We start from the raw sequence: 16,791 nt of genomic DNA, 5'->3' as shown, positions 1-16,791 counted from the left end.
GCGCCCGCACCAACCCCGCCGCCGGCAGAGCCCATTCGACTCGCCGCGGCACCCCTGCCGCGAGAGGCGACGCGACCGTCCGAAGAGACGGAGCGTCCGCGCGGCCCTACCCTGCTCGAGCGTCGCATCGCAGCGGCAAGTCAAGGCACCACCGGCGTCGCCAATGGCGCCTCGGGGCCGGGAGCAGGCGGCAATCCGCTGCAGGGATACATCCTTCCCGATCCGAATGGCGGCGTTCCCGGCCAGGCGCCGCGGATGAGCAGCAACAACAATCTGGCGTATTCGGCGGCAAACCTTCCAGATGTCTCCAGTGCGGCCCCGCTCACGCACCCGGACACGCTGATGCTGCGAGGCACGTTCATCCGTTGCGTACTCGAAACCCGCATCATTACGGACATCCCGGGCTTCACCTCGTGCGTGGTGACGGAACCCGTCTATTCGTTCACCGGCAAGCGCCTGCTCCTCCCGAAGGGATCGAAGGTGCTCGGAAAGTACGAGATGGAACCGGACGGCCCGCGCGTCGCCGTGATCTGGGACCGTATCGTCACGCCGACGGGCATCGACGTGAACATGGCGAGCCCGGGCATCGACACGTTGGGCGGCGCCGGCCATCCGGGCCACTACAACGCCCATTGGGGAAGCCGAATCGGCGCGGCCCTCCTGATCAGCCTGCTCAGCGATGCCTTCAAGTACGAAGCCGCCGAACACGGCCCGAGGCAGACCACCATCAGCAATGGCGTCGTCACGCAGACACCTTTCGAGAGCAACACGGCGGCCACGATCCAGCAGTTGGCGAACCAGGCCGTGCAGCGCGCAGCCAACCGGCCGGCCACTGTAACGATCAACCAGGGCACTGTGCTGGCCATCTATGTCGCGAAGGATGTGGATTTCGCCGGCGTGGTCGCGAGGTATTGAGGCGGGCATGAGCGAGAGCGCACTGGCCACTGTGAGCAACGACTTCCTCGACTACCAGTACGAGGTGCTGGGCGTGAAGGATTTCCTTGCCGAGCCGGACGTCACCGAAATCTGCATCAATCGTCCCGGCGAGTTGTACCTGGAGCGCCGGGGTGGTTGGCAGCGCGTCGACGTGCCCTCGCTCACATTCGAGCGTGCCCGCCAGTTTTGCACTGCCGTAGTCAACGAGAGCAACACCGGCCAACGCATCACGGATATGGACCCTGTGGTGTCGCTGACCTTCCCGACCGGTCAACGCGCGCAGTTTGTCATCCCTCCGGCGTGTGAGGCCGGCCGCGTGTCGATCACCATCCGCTTGCCCTCCAAGCAGACGCGCACCCTTGCCCAATACGACCAGGACGGGTTCTTCGCAGAGATCCTCGAGGGCGAACACGCGATTAGCGAAGCCGATCGGGAACTCCTCGAACTACGCGCCGAACGACGCTACGCGGACTTCTTCCGTCACGCGGTACTGAACAAAAAGAACATCGTGGTTGCCGGTGCCACCGGCAGCGGCAAGACCACCTTCATGAAGTCCCTGGTGAACCACATACCTGCGGACGAGCGGCTGGTGACCATCGAAGACGCACGGGAGCTTTTCATCGACCAGCCCAACGTCGTGCACCTGCTCTACTCGAAGGGCGGCCAGAGCACGAGCAATGTCACCGCCAAGAGTTGCATGGAAGCATGCCTTCGCATGAAGCCGGACCGCATCATCCTGGCGGAGTTGCGCGGCGACGAGTCGTTCTACTTCATCCGGAACTGTGCGTCTGGCCATCCCGGATCGATCACGAGCTGCCATGCCGGTAGCGTCGAGCAGACCTGGGACCAGTTGGGACTGATGGTGAAAGCATCGACGGAAGGAGCCGGGCTGGAGTTCTCGACGATCAAACGACTGTTGATGCTGACGATCGACATAGTCGTTCATATCAAGGCACATGCGGGCCGGCGCTACATCACCGGCATCGATTTCAACCCTGCTCGCGCACTGAATGGCGCAGGCGGGGGGTAACGCTTCACGACAACAGGTCATTAGACAGGAGTTGTAAAGGTGCTACCAGGATTGGAAATGATGAGCTGCCAGAGCCTTGCCGTACCGGCAGAGGTGATGACGCACGTCGTCAACGTCGAATCGAGCAGGAACCCTTTCGCCATCGGCGTGGTTGGGGGACAACTCGTTCGCCAGCCGCAGAATCTCCCGGAGGCCGTAGCCACCGTGCGGATGCTGGAGGAGCGTGGCTACAACTATTCTCTCGGTATCGCACAGGTGAATCGCTCGAACCTGGGCAAGTACGGCCTGGATACGTACGAGAAGGCATTCGAATATTGCCCCAACCTCGTGGCGGGATCGCGCATTCTCGCCCAATGCTATGCCAGTGCGGGCAAGGACTGGGGCAAGGCCTTCAGCTGCTACTACTCCGGCAACTTCACCACCGGGTATGAACACGGATACGTTCAACGCGTGTTCGACTCGATGTCCCGCGACGCGGCCTTCGCGGGCACCAAACCTATTCCGCTCCAAGCTAAAGTGCCGGTGAGATTGGCGCGTGTCGACAGGTCCACAACGGCTGGACTCAAGGCGGATAGCCCCACCTACAGGGTGGCGATGCGCAGCGTCGTCGATTCCGCCGTCTCCGCGGTCGTCGGACCGGCCATCGCCGGCGCCACCGGGGGCGGAGGTGGTCAAACTGGCGAGATGGATCAGCAAACCCTGCAGGCGCTCCAGGCTATCCAGCGCGCAAACGGCGGTATGCCGGGCTCGGTGCCGATCACCAATCCCGCGTTGAACAATACCCCGGCTCCGCCGCCAGGTCCGATCCCGACCGATCCTGCTACGGCAGCTGTGATGAGGCAGATCGGCGCGCAACTTCCGTCGAATGTGCCGATGCAGCCAGGCAGGATTCGCACCGATCCCGCCACTTCCGCGGTGATGTCCCAGATAGGCGTGTCTGCAGCGTCCCCGGCCGGCAATGAGCCGGTGGCGACAGGCCAGGGAAACGATGTCTTCGTGCCCCAGGTAAGAGGACCCAACGATCCTGTCCAGGGGACAACGCCACCGACGGTTACGGTTCCCTCGCGACCGGGTGTCGACAACGCGGATGTGCGCAACGGAGGCACGGACGATGCCTTCGTATTCTGACTTGCAGGCACGTGCCGGACGGATTCCGGGCGAGGCCACCGCACCGCTGGCTGCGCGGAAAGCAGCCTTCCCAACTCGGGCGGCCAAGCGTGCCGCCCCTTCCCGATCCAACCGCAATGAAGGAACCGAATGATGTCCCTGTCCACCATCAGCACCGCCATCGCCAAGTCCAGACATCCCCTGCTCAACACGGTTGCCCTCTTCGCCGTGATTGCACTGTTCGTCATGCCCGAGCTCGCGCTCGCGCAGACCACGCAAGATAAAGTTTGCGGATTCTTCTCCAACATCAAGGGCATCCTCAACGCCGCTTCGATTGTCGTGGTGACGGTCGCTGTCATCTTTTCCGGTTACCAGATTGCTTTCGCACATAAGCGCATTTCGGATGTGACCCCGGCCCTCATTGGTGGCGTGCTCATCGGTGCCGCTGCCCAGATTGCCAAGACCGTCGTTCAGGGTGACGACGCCGGCACCAGCGGGCAGTGCACGGAAGCGGGTAACGTCGGCATGCTCATTGATGCGCTGCAGACGGCCATGCACTTCCTGCAGTTCCATGCATAAGAACGTGCTGTTCCGCGGTTGCACGCGCCCTCCCATGTTCATGGGCGTGCCCTACGTCCCATTCTTCATGGGTGCGGGCTCGTGCCTGCTGCTGGCCATGTACTTCAATTATTGGTTCCTTCTGCTCATTCCCGTCGTGGTCTTCATCATGCGCATGATGGCTAAACGCGACGAGATGATCTTCCGCCTCCTTGGACTGCGCCTGCAGTTCAAGACGCGGGTCAGGAACGTGCAGGAACACGGTGGCATGTGGGTGTTTACGCCTAACGACTACCGCGATCCCAAGAACAAGCGCAGGAAGTAGGTATCCCGCCCTGGCCTCACGTGCCAGGGCCTTTCGTGCTCCATACGGTGAAATCGCCATGTTCACGCCCGACACACCCATAGCCGCACACATCACGCTTTCAAGCCATGTCTCGCCCACGGTCGTCAAGACCACAGGCGGAGACTATCTATTGGTGTGGCGCCTAGACGGCCTGCCCTTCGTCGGCAGGGAGGAATGGGAGATCGAGCACCGGCACAACACCTTCAACCGCATGCTGCAGACACTGCGGGCGCCGGATTACCCGAACATCGCCTTCTGGGTGCACGATATCAGGCGGCGCAGGCCGATCAAGGACAGCTCGAAGTTTGGACAACCGTTCAACCAGACGCTGTCGGATGCCTACTACAGTTCGCTGTCTGGCCAGAAGCTCATGCAGAACGAGCTTTACCTGACGATGATCTACCGCCCCGTGGTCGAGGGTAAGCGCTGGGTGGAAAAGAGCGGCAATGTCGAACGGCTGCAGCAGGAACAGGCGCAGGCCGTCGCTACCGTGCTCGAACTCGCCGGCAACGTCGAGGCCGTACTCAAGGACTACGCCCCCTATCGACTGGGCATGTACGAGGCGCCCAATGGCGTGGTCTTCTCGGAAGTCCTGGAGCTCTACGGATACATACTCAACCGGATCGACGAGCCGGTTCCGTCGCTCCGGGCGCCAATCTACGACTACCTCCCGGTCAGCCGGCAGCGTTTCTCGGCCAAGACGGGCGATTACGTGCTGACGACACCGGATGGGCAGAATCATTTCGGCGCGATCCTCAACATCAAGGAATACGTCGAGGCCACCTACCCCGGCATCCTGAACGGGCTCAAGTACCTCGACTTCGAGTACGTCATCACCCATTCCTTCTCGCCCATGGGACGCCAGAATGCGCTTTCCGCGCTCGAGCGCACCAAGGGCATGATGATCTCGTCGGGTGACAAGGCCGTGAGCCAGATCGTGGAGATGGATCACGCCATGGACCAGCTTGCATCGGGCAACTTCGTGCTTGGTGAGTATCACTTCACCATCGCGATATACGCCTCGAGCCAAGAGCTTCTCTCGCAGCAGATTGCGGCCACGCGCGCCGAGCTGTCCAATGCCGGGTTCGTCACGGTGAAGGAAGACCTCGCCGTCACCGCGGCGTTCTACGCCCAGTTCCCCGGCAACTGGAAGTACCGTACGCGGCTGGCGAATGTCAGCTCCCTCAATTTCCTCGGTCTCTCGCCGCTGCACAATTTCGCCACCGGGAAAAAGGAAAACAATCCTTGGGGCAGCTGCGTCACTACCTTGCAGACGACGAACGGCCAGCCTTACTACTTCAATTTCCACGCCACCCACCCCGCCGAGAACTCGCTGGGTGAGAAGGCCATCGCCAATACGATGGTCATCGGCAAGTCGGGCACGGGAAAAACGGCACTGATCAACTTCCTCCTGAGTCAGGTCCAGAAGCTCAATCCGTCGCCCACGATCTTCTTCTTCGACAAGGATCGCGGTGCGGAGATTTTCGTACGTGCCTGCGGCGGGAACTACCTCGCACTCGAGAACGGCAAGCCGACCGGCTTCAATCCGTTCCAGTGCGAGCGCAACGAGGCGAACGTCCAGTTTCTTGCCGACTTGATAAAGGTGCTGGCGGGGAAAAGCGTCTACAGCTCGAGAGAAGAGGAAGACATCTTTCGGGCCGTGGAAAGCATGCTCGACACTCCCATGCATCTTCGCACGATGACGAACTTCCAGAAGAGCCTGCCTAACCTCGGCGACGACGGACTCTTCATTCGCATGCGCAAGTGGACCGCGGGCAACTCGTTCGGCTGGGTATTCGACAACCCGCGCGACACCGTGGACCTGACGAAAGCGAACATCATCGGTTTCGATTACACGGACATCATAGACAACCCGGAAGTCCGTGCCCCCGTCATCAATTATCTCCTTCATCGCCTGGAGGCACTCATCGACGGGCGCCGCCTGATCTACGTGATGGACGAGTTCTGGAAGATCCTCGACGGCAAGGGCGGCCTGAAAGAGTTCGCGAAGAACAAGCAGAAAACCATCCGCAAACAGAACGGTATGGGCATCTTCGCTACCCAGAGTCCGGAGGATGCGCTTGCCAGCGACATCTCGGCCGCGCTGATCGAACAGACGGCCACCATGATCCTCCTACCCAATCCGAATGCCAGCCGCGAGGACTATGTGGACGGATTGAAGCTGACGGACGCGGAGTACCAGGTGGTGGTGAGCCTCGACGAGCGGTCGCGCTGTTTCCTCGTGAAACAGGGACATGCGTCGGCAGTCTGTCAGCTCAATTTGCGCGGCCTGGACGATGCCCTGGCCGTCATTTCGGCTTCCACCGACAACATCGAAATCATGCACGAGATCCTCAAGGCACGGGCCGAAACCGAAGGCGTGTCGCCGGACGACCTTCGTCCGGAGCAGTGGTTGGACGCGTTCTACGAGAATCGGAAAGGAAGCGGCAAGGGCAGACCTTCCCCCAGGCCGACCCCGACGTCTTCCCAGCGCGTCGCATAAATGGCAATCATCGACTCAGGACAGGAACCCATCATGAGCACAAAGACCAAGCTCAAGACCCTCCGTAGCCACCTCCTCAAGGCTGCTGTCGCTGCGGCCCTGACTCTTACATGCGGCATGCACAGCGAGCCCGCACGCGCGGGATGGCCGGTCATCGACTACACGGCCATCGCGAACTCGCTCAAGAACTTCTACGATCAGTATGGCCGCTGGGTCGAGACGGCCCAGCACTATCAGAGTGTTATCCAGCACTACGCCGACCAAGCCGCGTTCTGGCAGACCCAGCTGAACAAGTTGCAGCACCTCAACTTCACGTTGTTTACGCTCAAGCATCAGTTCACGGAAGTCGATGAAAACTTCGGCGTGGACATCGAGTGCCCGGGCCGAGTGGCGGCGGGTGGCCTCGCTGGCGTGCTGGATACGGCGCTCGACAAGTTGATTCCGGATATGAACGGTGACGTGCTCAAGCAACAGCAAGACATCTGCGCGCTGATCGTTCAGGCAAAGAACCTGAAGTACAACGATACCGTGCGTTATCTCAACTATGTGGCCGAGAAGGGTACTGAGATGGCAACGGCGCAAAGCAGCCTGATCGGAAAGATTGGCGAGTCCAGCGGAAACACGGCGAACTTCACGGCTCAGCTGACCGAGTTCGGCCAGACCCTGAATACGGCTCGTGCGCAGTGGGAGTCCAATCAGAAGCAGGCCGACGCACAGATCGACATGCTTCTGACAATGCAAGCGAACCTGTCCCGCCGCGCCATGAGCGGCTCTCCCAGCGTTCTCGGCACGGTCGTCAACACGGCGGCGCTGAAGGCCGCTTTCAACTAATGCCCGGAACGCAAGGATCGCGCGGGCTGGCGATACACATTCAGGAATAAGGCAACATGCCAAATATTACGGATTACATTTACTTCCGGCTGGTCTACGACTATCTCAACGAGCAGATCAGTACGTTCGGCATGGACCTTATGGGCCGCATGATGTCGTGGGCGAGCGCCATGGCGCTCGTACTCGTCACGTTGTGGATCATGATCCAGGGGTACCGGATCCTGACCGGCCAGTCGCGTGAGCCGCTCATGGCAACTGTCCTCAACATGGGACGGATCGCCGTCATCGTCGGTGCCGCCACGACCATGGCTGTGGCGGGAACCGGACTGCATACCTTCCTCACCGTTGACCTGGACAAGGAGGTCCATGGCCTCTTCACGGGCAATGACAACGAAACGACCGCAGACTCGATCGACGGGAACCTGGCCTGGACGCAGCTTGCGCTGAGCACGATCAACTCCGTGCAGGTGGTGCCGAGCGACGCGGAAATGCTTGCGAACAAGCAACGCGCGTCCTGGATCGCCGCATTCGGCACAGCCAGCCCGCCCATGGCAGCAGGTGTCATGCTTCTTCTTTACCAATTCGCCATGGCGCTATTCATCGGCCTCGGTCCCCTCTTCATTCTTTGCCTGATCTTCGACCAGACCAAGGATTTGTTTCGACGCTGGCTGATGTACGGTATCGGAACCATTTTTTCCATGGCGCTGTTGAGCGTCGTGTGCAGCATCGTTCTTCGGCTGACCATCAAGATCAACGAAGCCATGTGGGGCGCCAAGATCGTGAACAAGCTGCTCGGAAGCAGCACGGAAGGCCTGAACAGCATCGCCATGCAGCAAGGCGGCATCGGCCTGTTGCTCACGGCGCTCATCGTCTCCGTACCACCCATGGCGGCTATGTTCTTCCAGGGCACGCTCGGCAACTTCCTCACCTATTCCGCGTTTGGCGGTGCCGGCAGCAGCATCGGACCAAGTGGACAGCCGCCTGGGTCGTGGTCGGCGCATAGGCTCAGCGGTGGCGACGCGCAATATTCCCCGTCCGGCGCTCAATCGGGCTCGGCAGGTGCCCTTCAAGTTCGTAACGCGGGCGCGCTTCCGACACCTCAGCGCGACGAGATCAAAGTGCCAAGCAGGTAAGGGATCAATGAAATGCGCATCCTGTTAGCTTTTCTCACAATGTCATTCCTATTGATGTCGCTGCCCACGCAGGCTGAAGGAGGCTGTCCGCCTGGACAAGTCCCGCAGCAGGGAAACGGATGGCGTGCTTGCGTTCCAAACAACAACTCGAGTGCAACGCAAGGTCCATCTGACACTTTCGTTGGACCGCAGGCCGTTGCCAGTTGGATATCTCTCAGCGCCGATCCTGATAAAGGTGTGCTAGGAGAATCTGCGGACGCCAGAACTAAGGCAGACGCCGACCACACATCAATGGTTGATTGCGCAGCTAAGGGCGGAGTCAACTGTCGTGTCGTAGTATCGGCAAAGAACGGTTGCGTGGCGATGGCCGTAAGTTCCGACATATTTGCGACGGCGTCGGGCCCCACCCAGGGAACTGCCAACGCCGGCGCCGTCGAAAACTGCAAGCGTGGGAAAGACCCGGCTTGTCCGATCATTTATTCCAAATGTGTAAAGCCGGTGTACCAGTGACTTACCGTCACCTTCGTACAACCGGCGCTCGAACGGGACGTCTACGCCCATTGGGGCCATGTTCTTTCAGAGGACGCTCGGCGGCTTCCTCACCTATTCCGTTTGGCGGTGCCAGCAGCAACATCGGTTCGATGCGGACAGCCTCCTGGGTCGTGGTCGGCGCATAGTCTTTCCGGCGGCGATAGCCGGCAGCGGCGCGGGGAGAAACCTTTCGGTTTCAGCACTCTCGTTAGCCAGTGCAGTCCGTTCGTGGGAGGACTCGTTGGGAGGCTGTTTCGATGTTGCGACGATCGAGGCCGCCCTCGGTCATCGGCGGCTCTCGAATTCTGTACAAGAAGCTAAACCAGGGTAATGACGGTGATCTATGACGAAACATCCAGCCATGCTCTCCCTTAGTACCTGCGCGCTGCTGCTTCTCATCCCATGGGCCAGCGCACAGAACAACCCATACGCACCCACGTCCCACTCGGTACCCGCATCCGCGCCGACCAAAGGAAGCAAGATGGATGACCTGACTCGATTCGCGACAGGTGGGTCGAAGGTTCTCGACTCGGTGAAGGGCTCGCTCACCGACAAGGGCGGAGCGGACGTCGTTCTCATCCTCGACCCACCCACCTTGGCGACGGCGAAGCCGGGCGATGCGCCAGGGCGTGAGGTTCTGCTGCTCGTGCGCGATGCCTCGGGCGTGCTGCAGAAGGCGGCGTCCAACTCACGCGTGGTGCCGTGCGGCGCGTGCGGCGGCGTGGCCGGCGACCCCTACGGTTTCACGAAGATCGACGCGGGACACTTCACCATCGTCAACGGGGGCGGTAGCCGGGAGCACTGGTCGGACGAATACACCTTCAGCTATGCACCGGACAAGAAGAACTGGTTCGTAACCCGCGTGGTACGACGGGTGGACGATACGGTCACCGGCAAGCACAAGTCGTCCGAGCTGACCGCGAAGGAACTTGGCTCGGTGAGCTTCTCCGATTTCGATCCCTCGACCGTGCCAGAGGTGACGTTACCCTGATCGTTACGCATTGATGTGAGACCGCCCGGACGGGCTGGTTTGAAACACGCAGGAAGCGAGCAATTCCGTGAGTCAAACAGGAGCTACACATGGCGATTGATCGTGAGACGCAGGTCCTGACCGAAGCCTATGCGGCCGGGATCCGCTCCCCGAGGGAACTGGCCAATTTCATGGCCCAGGTCACTCATGAGTCCAACGGCCTGAACCGGCTGGAGGAAAGCTTCCGCTATACGCGGAACATTGCGCAGATTCCTGTCCAGTCGGCTTGGCGCGAAGGCCCCGAGGCCCTGGAGTCTGCCCGCCTGCAGGCCCTGCAGGGTCACCCGGAACGCCTCGCCGAACTGATGTACGGCGGACGCAACGGCAACGATGCGCCCGGTGACGGCTGGCGTTATCACGGTCGTGGCTACATCCAGCTCACCGGCAAGGAAAACTACCGCGCTGCCGGCGAGGCACTGGACCTCGATCTGGTAAAGCATCCGGAACTCGCCGCGGACCCGCAAAACGCCTCGCGCATCGCCGTGTGGTACTGGGAAAACCGTGTACCCGAGCAGGCACGTAACGATGTGCGTGCGGCTACGCTTGCCGTCAACGGCAAGTACAACGGCCTGGAAGCTCGCGAAACGCGCTTCCACGACTGGGAGAAGCGGCTCACGCCCGAGGTGATGCAGCGTCTCGAACACGGCGCTGCGTCGCTGCCTGCGCATCCCAAGCCTGCGCACCCTGCCGACCGCGGCCCTACCCTTCACGCAGGCGCTCACGGCGACGAGGTGCGCGCGCTGCAAGCGAGCCTCGCGGGGCTTGGCTACACCGACGCGCATCGCCAGCCGCTGCAGATCGACGGCAAGTTCGGTCCTGGCACCCAGGCCGCACTGGAGGCATTCCAGCGCGATCATCAACTGGCGGCTGACGGCGTGGCCGGACCGAAGACGCGTGCCGCGCTCGACGCCGCGACCCGACAACCCGTCGTTCGCCTGGACGACCCATCGCATCCGGACCATGCCTTGTTCGAGCAGGCACGGGCCGCCGTGCACAAGCTCGACGCCGAGCACCACCGCACGCCCGACCAGCACAGCGACAACCTCGCCGCGGCGCTTACCGTGGCTGCGAAAAAGGAAGGCATGACGTCCATCGATCGCGTGGTGTTGAGCGACGATGCCAGCCGCGCCTACGCCGTGGCCGGGGACACCCAGTCGCCGCACAAGCGCGTTGCCGATGTACAGACAGTGCAGGCGGTCAATACGCCCGTGGACCAGAGCGCATCCGCCCTGGCCCAGGCTCGGCCGGAACAGCCTGCCGCGCCAGCACCTCAGCAGCAGAGCAATGCCCCCACGCATCCCGGTATGGGAGCGCCATGATGGAGAACCGCATGATTCACGCCATCCAAGAGCACTACCGGCTCTCGCCTGCTCGCGTGCTGCGCACCGCAGCACGAAGCGCCACGTTCATCCTGGCTGCCGCGCTGCTCGCGGCTTGCAGCCCAAGCTCGCCGCCGTCGTCACAGACGTCTTCGCCGGCGGCGGCAGCCACCGCAGCCCATGCAAGCACCACGGTTGCACCGCCCGCCGCACCGGCCGGCGCGACGGCCTGCCCGGCAGAGAGCTTCGACCAGTTCCTGCCGCTCTTCGAAAACGACATCAACGTGCAGAGGGCCTACGTGACCGATCCGCTGCAAAGCGACTCGGTCGATCCCAACGCGGACCCCGAGCCAAAGCCGGTTTCAAAATCGCTGCCGAAGGATCAGGTCACCTTCCCCATCATGCCGAGCCAGGCCGATCAGACAAAGGACGGCCTGACAGCCAAGCGCACCGACGCCAGCGCCATCGATGTGACCGTAAAGCTGGTGAAACCGGACACCGACTACCAGATGACGTTCTTCTTCCGGAAGGACGACTGCTGGCACCTCTACCGCGTGAAGGACGACTCGCTCTGACCCGGAGGATGCACCCATGCCCTATCAAGACGTCATGAATGTCATCCTGCCCAAGCAGGGTAACCGCTCGGCACATATCACCGGCCATTACGGCGAACACCGTGCCAAAGGGCCTCACGGCGGTTCGGATTTCAACTACGAAGGCGGCCAGGCCGGCCTCAACCTGACCCATCCCGAGGTGCATTCGCCGATCGCCGGTGAAGTCACCTTCGTGGGCGGCCAGTACGGCACGATCAAGATCCGCGACGCCGAGGGTAACAGCCACGAGATCCTGCACACGCAATCCCAGTCGGTCAAAGTGGGCCAGCACGTGCAGGTGGGAGACGCGATCGGGCACATGGGCGGTCGTGGTCCGGATGGCGCCGCGCAGTACGCGCAACACGTCCACTATCAGATGAAGGACGCGCACGGCCGTCCGATCAATCCGGAGACGTTCTGGCGTGATCGTGAGGTCGGGCAGGTGAACCATGCCGCGCCGGCCTCCACGCGCGCGCATGCCGACGCGCCGCATGTCGTTCGCGAAGGCGATCGCGGTTCCAGCGTGCGGACGCTGCAGGAGAGCCTCAACGCGCTCGGCGTTCGCGACGAGCGTGGCCGTCCGCTGTCGCCGGACGGTCACTTCGGTGCGCATACGAAGCAAGCGTTGGAGAACTTCCAGCGCGCGCATGGCCTACCCGCAGACGGTATCGTCGGACCGCGCACCACGGAAGCGCTGCAGAAGGCCAAGGTACACGGCGCGCCAAGGCTCGACGACGCGGCGCATCCAGGCCACGAGATCTACCGCCAGGCACGCGAAGGCGTCCATCGACTGGATGAACAGCATCAGCGCGCGCCAGACCACAACAGTGAAAGACTCGCCGCGTCGCTGACCGTTGCCGCGCATCAGCAAGGCCTGCACCGCATCGACCACGTAGCGCTGAGCGACGACGCCTCCCGCACGTACGCCGTCCAGGGCGAACTGCAGTCGCCGCTCAAGCAAGTCGCCGAGGTCAACACCCAGCAGGCGATGGCAACGTCCATGGAGGAAAGCAGCCGGGCCTGGCAGCAAGTGGCCCAGCAGGCCCCCGACACGGCCCATCAACAACAGCAGGCGCAACGGCAGCAGGCAACGCCGGCCGTGCCGGGTGCAGGCCCATGAGAACAGGAACGCCGCAACGCGGCGTGGCCACCGTCTTCCTCCTGCTCCTGTCCGCACACGCTTACGGTGCCACCACGAAGCAGCCCGACATCAAGCTCAATCCGAGTCCGCGCATGCACTACGAGATCACCGCCACAGTCATCGATGCGCCAGGCACCTTCGAGCGGATCGAAGGCCACATCGATTACAAGGTGCTCAACGGGGCCTGTGTGCCCCTCACACCTATATCGGGTGCCACGGTGGAACCACAGACGCAAAGTCCCGTGACGTTCGTGCGCGCCGGCAACAATATTTTCAAAGGTGAGATCTACGTCGATCGAATTCAGGACGAAGACTACTTCGGCCTTGGTGTCTGCCACTGGTCGGTGGTCGGTGCCTCCGTGGACTTCCACCATGGCGAGGTGAACTTCAGCCCGGCGATCTACCATGACGACATTGTCAGCCAGAAGAGCGTGACCCGGTATTTCTCTGAGCGGTCCTATGAAAGGTCGTCACGTTCCCGAATCGATATAGGTTCGCCCAGAAAGGCAGACTTCACCGATCCGGGCGCGGTGTTCTCGATCACACTGAAGTCAACGGAGCAGTCCCAGTGAGACGATTAGCTACCCGCACTTTTTTCGCCCTCTTCGCGCTCCTGTCCACTCACGCATGCGATGCCACCATGAAAAAGCCCGACATCAAACTCAACCCGAATCCGCGCATGCGCTACGAGATCACGATGCGCGTTGAAGGCGCGCCAGGAAAATTCGATCGTATAGAAGGATATGCAGACTATGAGGTGATTAACCCGGCGAGCGTTCCGCTGACACCCTTTTCCGGCGCTACTATCGTGCCCCAAAGGCGTGAGACTATTGAATTCAAGCCTGTAAGCGAACATGTCTACAAGGCCGAGGTGTACCTCGACCGTTTCATGGATGAAGATTATTTCGGGCAAGGGGTGTGCCGCTGGTCGCTCGTTTCCGTCGGGGCGGGGCTCCGCCACGGGCAGATCACTTTCTCTCCCGGGATGTTAAAGAAGGACATTCTTGCGGGTTCGACGGTCACACGGTATTTCGCAAATGCGTCCTACGCAGACGGGAGCATGGAGCGAATCGATATTGGCGTGGACGATCCCAAGGAATATAAGCGGCCCGAAGATACCTTCACGGTGACTCTGCAAGCTTCGGAGAAATTGCCGTGAGCATGCGCTCGACTGACTATGCCTTATTGGCTAAAGAAAGCTACCAGGACCCGGTCCTGCAAAAGGAATTCGACCGCGGCGGAATAACTTACAAGGCGATCGATACCCTTGATGATCCAAGCACCGGCCTCCAGGCCACTGCCTATCAGCGCATAGATACGCAAGAAATTATCATCGCGTACAGGGGCACCGAATTCGACCGCGAGCCGCTGCATGACGGCGGCGTGGACGCTGGCATGGTGCTCACCGGCATCAATGCGCAAGAGGGAGAGGCAGCCGCTTTCACCAAACGTGTGCTCGAAAGGGCTGCTGACGTATCGAAACTCTCCGCGAACCCTATCGAAGTCACAGTCACCGGACATTCGCTGGGTGGCACGCTTGCCGAGATCAATGCAGCGAAGTTCGGCCTGCGCGGGGAAACCTTCAACGCCTACGGTGCGGGCAGCCTCTTTGGCGTACCCAACGGGGGCAACCAGGTTATCGACCACGTCCGCGCGGGCGATCTCGTAAGCGCCGCCAGTCCGCACTTCGGCGAGGTGCGCATCTACGCCTCCCAACAAGACATAGATACCCTGTCGAAAGCGGGCTATCGCGACGACAGCGGCATCCTGTCGCCACGCAATCCGATCAAGGCCACCGATTTCGATGCGCATGCCATCGACAACTTCGTACCGGACAGCAAGTTGCTCGGCCAATCGATCATCAGCCCGGAAAGCCAAGCGCGCTATTGCGCTCACGAGGGCATGGTCGACCGATATCGCAGCGACGTGATGAACATTCGCATGGGGCTGTCTGCGTCCTGGGAGATTCCCAAGGAGATCGGCGAGGGGGCCTACGGGCTCGGCCGGCAGGTTGCGGACGATCTCGCCACGGCGGGACATGCGATCGGGCACGCCGCCCACGAGGTGGCCGACGCCGCGAAGCGTGCCGGCCGCGAGATCGCCGACGACGTGAGCGAGGCAGGCCATGTCATCGGTAGCAAGGCGGCCGGGGCCTGGAATACGCTGACCCATCCGGGTAGCTGGTTCGAAGGGGACAAACCCGCGCCGCGTCTGGATGACAAGGCACACCCCGATCACTCTCTCTTTCAACAGGCACGCGACGGCGTACGGGAGCTCGACAAGCAGCACGGGCGCCCATCGGACGAGCGGAGCGATCGCCTTGCCGCCGCGCTCACCGTGGCCGCGAGGCAGAACGATCTGCAAAGCATCGACCACGTAACCTTGAACGGCGACGCCACGCGCGCATATGCGATGCAGGGAGAGGCGCAGTCGGCGTTCAAGCGCGTTGCCGAGGTGGATACCATGCAGGCCATGGCGACCCCTGTCGAGCAGAGCAGCCAGGCGTGGCAACAGGCAACGCAGCATAGCCAGTTGCAGGCGGAGAACCGACAGCAGCAGGAAGTCCGATCCGTACCGGGGCCGGGTCTCTGACGGGGACCGGAGAGACAAGCCACATCGCGCATCTACACAGACGTTAGGAAGACACAGCGACATGACTAAAACCAGAGGATACTGGGCGGGCGGCCTGTTGGTCGCCGCGCTTCTGGTCGGGTACGCACTCTCAGGCTATTTCACCTTGCATTTCCTTGGGGTGAGTGACGCACCGCTCACGATTGGAACCTATTTCGACTATGTAAGAGCGCTTTCGCTTGGACTGGCTAAATATCAGCCGTATGCATGGAAGATCAAGCTGGGCGGAGCCTTCGGATTCGGGCTTCCGCTCCTGCTTTGGTTCGTGTCGCTGTACTTCATCCTCAAACGCCGAAAGCAATCCATGCACGGCGACGCCCGTTTCGCCACGGCGGCCGACCTGCGCAAGCAGAAGATGCTCTCGCCCGCGCCCAACGGCATCCTGGTCGGCAAGTTCAAGGGCGACCTGGTGCGCCTGCCGGGCCAGCAGTTCGTGATCCTGGCCGCCCCGACCCGCTCCGGCAAGGGCGTGGGCGTGGTGATCCCGAACCTGCTCGACTACCAGGAGTCGGTGGTGGTGCTCGACATCAAGCAGGAGAACTTCGATCTGACGAGCGGCTGGCGAAAGTCGCAAGGGCAGGAAATCTACCTGTTCAATCCCTTCGCCGAAGACCGCCGCACGCATCGCTGGAATCCCCTCAGTTACGTGTCGAAAGACCCCGCATTCCGCGTGTCGGACCTCATGAGCATCGCCTCGATGCTCTATCCGGATGTATCCGACGACCAGAAGTTCTGGGTAAGCCAGGCCCGCAATGCGTTCATGGCTTTCTCGCTATATCTTTGCGAGAAGTGGGAAGACGACGAAAAGAAGGGTCGCCCGGAGATCATACGAAGCAAGCCTACGCTCGGCATGATCTATCGCCTTTCGTCGGGCGACGGCACGGATCTGCGCGAGCTTTATACGCGGCTCTCGAAGGAGCCGTTCCTGAGCGCGAACGCCCAGTCGGCTTTCGCCAATCTGCTCTCGCAGGCCAACGAGACCTTCGCGTCCATCCTCGGCACCTTCAAGGAACCCTTGAATGCCTGGATCAATCCCGTGCTGGACGCAGCCACCAGCGATGACGATTTCCTGCTCACGGATGTGCGCAGAAAGAAGATGACC

The 16,791-nt window shown here is 61.5% G+C and carries 16 protein-coding genes and 1 pseudogene; all 17 read left to right on the top strand.

Features of this window, described 5'->3' with window-relative positions; translation table 11 throughout:
- Positions 1-915 (top strand): TrbI/VirB10 family protein (locus ACPYOD_RS17675; RefSeq protein ID WP_481303022.1); only part of this gene is annotated, 915 nt, incomplete at its 5' end.
- Positions 916-922: 7 nt separating this feature from the next.
- Complete coding sequence (virB11, locus tag ACPYOD_RS17670; RefSeq protein WP_481303021.1) at positions 923-1,966, top strand: P-type DNA transfer ATPase VirB11; 1,044 nt, start codon at positions 923-925, stop codon at positions 1,964-1,966.
- Between the two features lie 39 nt (positions 1,967-2,005).
- Positions 2,006-2,429: pseudogene (locus ACPYOD_RS17665) on the top strand (lytic transglycosylase domain-containing protein); the annotation flags it as partial.
- Between the two features lie 797 nt (positions 2,430-3,226).
- A complete protein-coding gene (locus ACPYOD_RS17660; RefSeq protein ID WP_481303020.1) occupies positions 3,227-3,652 on the top strand; it encodes a TrbC/VirB2 family protein in 426 nt (141 codons plus the stop codon).
- Positions 3,645-3,956 carry a VirB3 family type IV secretion system protein gene (locus ACPYOD_RS17655; RefSeq protein WP_481303019.1) on the top strand — a complete coding sequence of 104 codons (312 nt, stop codon included), beginning with the start codon at positions 3,645-3,647 and terminating at the stop codon, positions 3,954-3,956. Before ACPYOD_RS17660 ends, ACPYOD_RS17655 begins: the two co-directional genes overlap by 8 nt.
- 58 nt (positions 3,957-4,014) lie before the next feature.
- Positions 4,015-6,480, top strand: a complete 2,466-nt coding sequence (locus ACPYOD_RS17650; RefSeq protein ID WP_481303018.1) for a VirB4 family type IV secretion/conjugal transfer ATPase — start codon at positions 4,015-4,017, stop codon at positions 6,478-6,480.
- Positions 6,481-6,513: 33 nt separating this feature from the next.
- Positions 6,514-7,311 (top strand): hypothetical protein, encoded by a 798-nt coding sequence (locus ACPYOD_RS17645; protein ID WP_481303017.1) that lies wholly within the window; start codon positions 6,514-6,516, stop codon positions 7,309-7,311.
- Positions 7,312-7,367: 56 nt separating this feature from the next.
- Positions 7,368-8,444, top strand: coding sequence for a TrbL/VirB6 family protein (locus ACPYOD_RS17640; protein ID WP_481303016.1), 1,077 nt, complete (start codon positions 7,368-7,370; stop codon positions 8,442-8,444).
- 12 nt (positions 8,445-8,456) lie between these two features.
- Positions 8,457-8,954, top strand: a complete 498-nt coding sequence (locus ACPYOD_RS17635; RefSeq protein WP_481303015.1) for a DUF4189 domain-containing protein — start codon at positions 8,457-8,459, stop codon at positions 8,952-8,954.
- Positions 8,955-9,456: 502 nt separating this feature from the next.
- Positions 9,457-9,966 (top strand): hypothetical protein, encoded by a 510-nt coding sequence (locus ACPYOD_RS17630; RefSeq protein WP_481303014.1) that lies wholly within the window; start codon positions 9,457-9,459, stop codon positions 9,964-9,966.
- Positions 9,967-10,055: 89 nt separating this feature from the next.
- Positions 10,056-11,324, top strand: a complete 1,269-nt coding sequence (locus ACPYOD_RS17625) for an XVIPCD domain-containing protein (protein WP_481303013.1) — start codon at positions 10,056-10,058, stop codon at positions 11,322-11,324.
- 11 nt (positions 11,325-11,335) lie between these two features.
- A complete protein-coding gene (locus ACPYOD_RS17620) occupies positions 11,336-11,899 on the top strand; it encodes a hypothetical protein (protein WP_481303012.1) in 564 nt (187 codons plus the stop codon).
- Between the two features lie 16 nt (positions 11,900-11,915).
- Positions 11,916-13,037 carry an XVIPCD domain-containing protein gene (locus ACPYOD_RS17615; RefSeq protein ID WP_481303011.1) on the top strand — a complete coding sequence of 374 codons (1,122 nt, stop codon included), beginning with the start codon at positions 11,916-11,918 and terminating at the stop codon, positions 13,035-13,037.
- A 23-nt stretch (positions 13,038-13,060) separates the two neighbouring features.
- Positions 13,061-13,630 (top strand): hypothetical protein, encoded by a 570-nt coding sequence (locus ACPYOD_RS17610; protein ID WP_481303010.1) that lies wholly within the window; start codon positions 13,061-13,063, stop codon positions 13,628-13,630.
- Positions 13,631-13,698: 68 nt separating this feature from the next.
- The gene (locus ACPYOD_RS17605; protein ID WP_481303009.1) at positions 13,699-14,217 is read left to right on the top strand and encodes a hypothetical protein; all 519 of its coding nucleotides are present in this window, start codon (positions 13,699-13,701) and stop codon (positions 14,215-14,217) included.
- Positions 14,218-14,219: 2 nt separating this feature from the next.
- Positions 14,220-15,650: an XVIPCD domain-containing protein gene (locus ACPYOD_RS17600; RefSeq protein WP_481303023.1), complete on the top strand. Its 1,431-nt coding sequence runs from the start codon at positions 14,220-14,222 to the stop codon at positions 15,648-15,650.
- 61 nt (positions 15,651-15,711) lie between these two features.
- On the top strand, positions 15,712-16,791 hold a 1,080-nt coding region (locus ACPYOD_RS17595), incomplete at its 3' end, for a type IV secretory system conjugative DNA transfer family protein (RefSeq protein WP_481303008.1).

The organism is Luteibacter sp. HAY1-4A (genome assembly GCF_056755355.1).
This window is presented reverse-complemented; position numbering and strand designations above follow the sequence as displayed.

Coding starts and splice junctions, on each gene's coding strand:
- ACPYOD_RS17620 (WP_481303012.1), top strand. CDS start 11,336: ATGATTCACGCCATCCAAGAGCACTACCGGCTCTCGCCTGCTCGCGTG.
- ACPYOD_RS17660 (WP_481303020.1), top strand. CDS start 3,227: ATGTCCCTGTCCACCATCAGCACCGCCATCGCCAAGTCCAGACATCCC.
- ACPYOD_RS17605 (WP_481303009.1), top strand. CDS start 13,699: ATGAAAAAGCCCGACATCAAACTCAACCCGAATCCGCGCATGCGCTAC.
- ACPYOD_RS17625 (WP_481303013.1), top strand. CDS start 10,056: ATGGCGATTGATCGTGAGACGCAGGTCCTGACCGAAGCCTATGCGGCC.
- ACPYOD_RS17640 (WP_481303016.1), top strand. CDS start 7,368: ATGCCAAATATTACGGATTACATTTACTTCCGGCTGGTCTACGACTAT.
- virB11 (WP_481303021.1), top strand. CDS start 923: ATGAGCGAGAGCGCACTGGCCACTGTGAGCAACGACTTCCTCGACTAC.
- ACPYOD_RS17645 (WP_481303017.1), top strand. CDS start 6,514: ATGAGCACAAAGACCAAGCTCAAGACCCTCCGTAGCCACCTCCTCAAG.
- ACPYOD_RS17650 (WP_481303018.1), top strand. CDS start 4,015: ATGTTCACGCCCGACACACCCATAGCCGCACACATCACGCTTTCAAGC.
- ACPYOD_RS17655 (WP_481303019.1), top strand. CDS start 3,645: ATGCATAAGAACGTGCTGTTCCGCGGTTGCACGCGCCCTCCCATGTTC.
- ACPYOD_RS17615 (WP_481303011.1), top strand. CDS start 11,916: ATGCCCTATCAAGACGTCATGAATGTCATCCTGCCCAAGCAGGGTAAC.
- ACPYOD_RS17635 (WP_481303015.1), top strand. CDS start 8,457: ATGCGCATCCTGTTAGCTTTTCTCACAATGTCATTCCTATTGATGTCG.
- ACPYOD_RS17630 (WP_481303014.1), top strand. CDS start 9,457: ATGGATGACCTGACTCGATTCGCGACAGGTGGGTCGAAGGTTCTCGAC.
- ACPYOD_RS17600 (WP_481303023.1), top strand. CDS start 14,220: ATGCGCTCGACTGACTATGCCTTATTGGCTAAAGAAAGCTACCAGGAC.